Here is a 386-nt window from a genome sequence, read left to right as displayed (position 1 = left end):
CTGATGTCACTGGCTTGACCGCCAGAGAGGAGGAAGCGCAACGGTACGCCGTTGGCATCGCAGAGCATGTGAATCTTGGTCGTCAGGCCACCGCGGCTGCGGCCTAGAGCGTGATCGGCAGGTTCGTCAGCATCCTTTTTTTTCGAGCACCTGACGAGGCTCGAGTAGCGCGCACTGGCGAGTCGAGCATCCAGGTCTGCAGATCAATCAAACCTTGTTCGTTCAGCCTCAGGTGCAAGCGCTTGAGCATCCGATCGAATGCCCCGTTGATTCGCCAGTCCCGAAACCGTTGATACACAGTTGACCAGGGGCCGAAGCGCTCCGGCATGTCACGCCAGGCCGCCCCGGAGCAAAGCACCCAAAGTACGCCATCGAGCATTAGCCGG

1 pseudogene is annotated in these 386 nt (G+C 59.8%); it reads right to left on the bottom strand.

The window, feature by feature from the left end:
* A pseudogene (locus FS767_RS21685) lies at positions 1-386 on the bottom strand (IS5 family transposase); the annotation flags it as partial.

Origin of the sequence: Pseudomonas sp. DE0010, from assembly GCF_007680745.1 — a bacterium.
GTDB classification, from domain to species: domain Bacteria; phylum Pseudomonadota; class Gammaproteobacteria; order Pseudomonadales; family Pseudomonadaceae; genus Aquipseudomonas; species Aquipseudomonas parafulva_B.
This window is presented reverse-complemented; position numbering and strand designations above follow the sequence as displayed.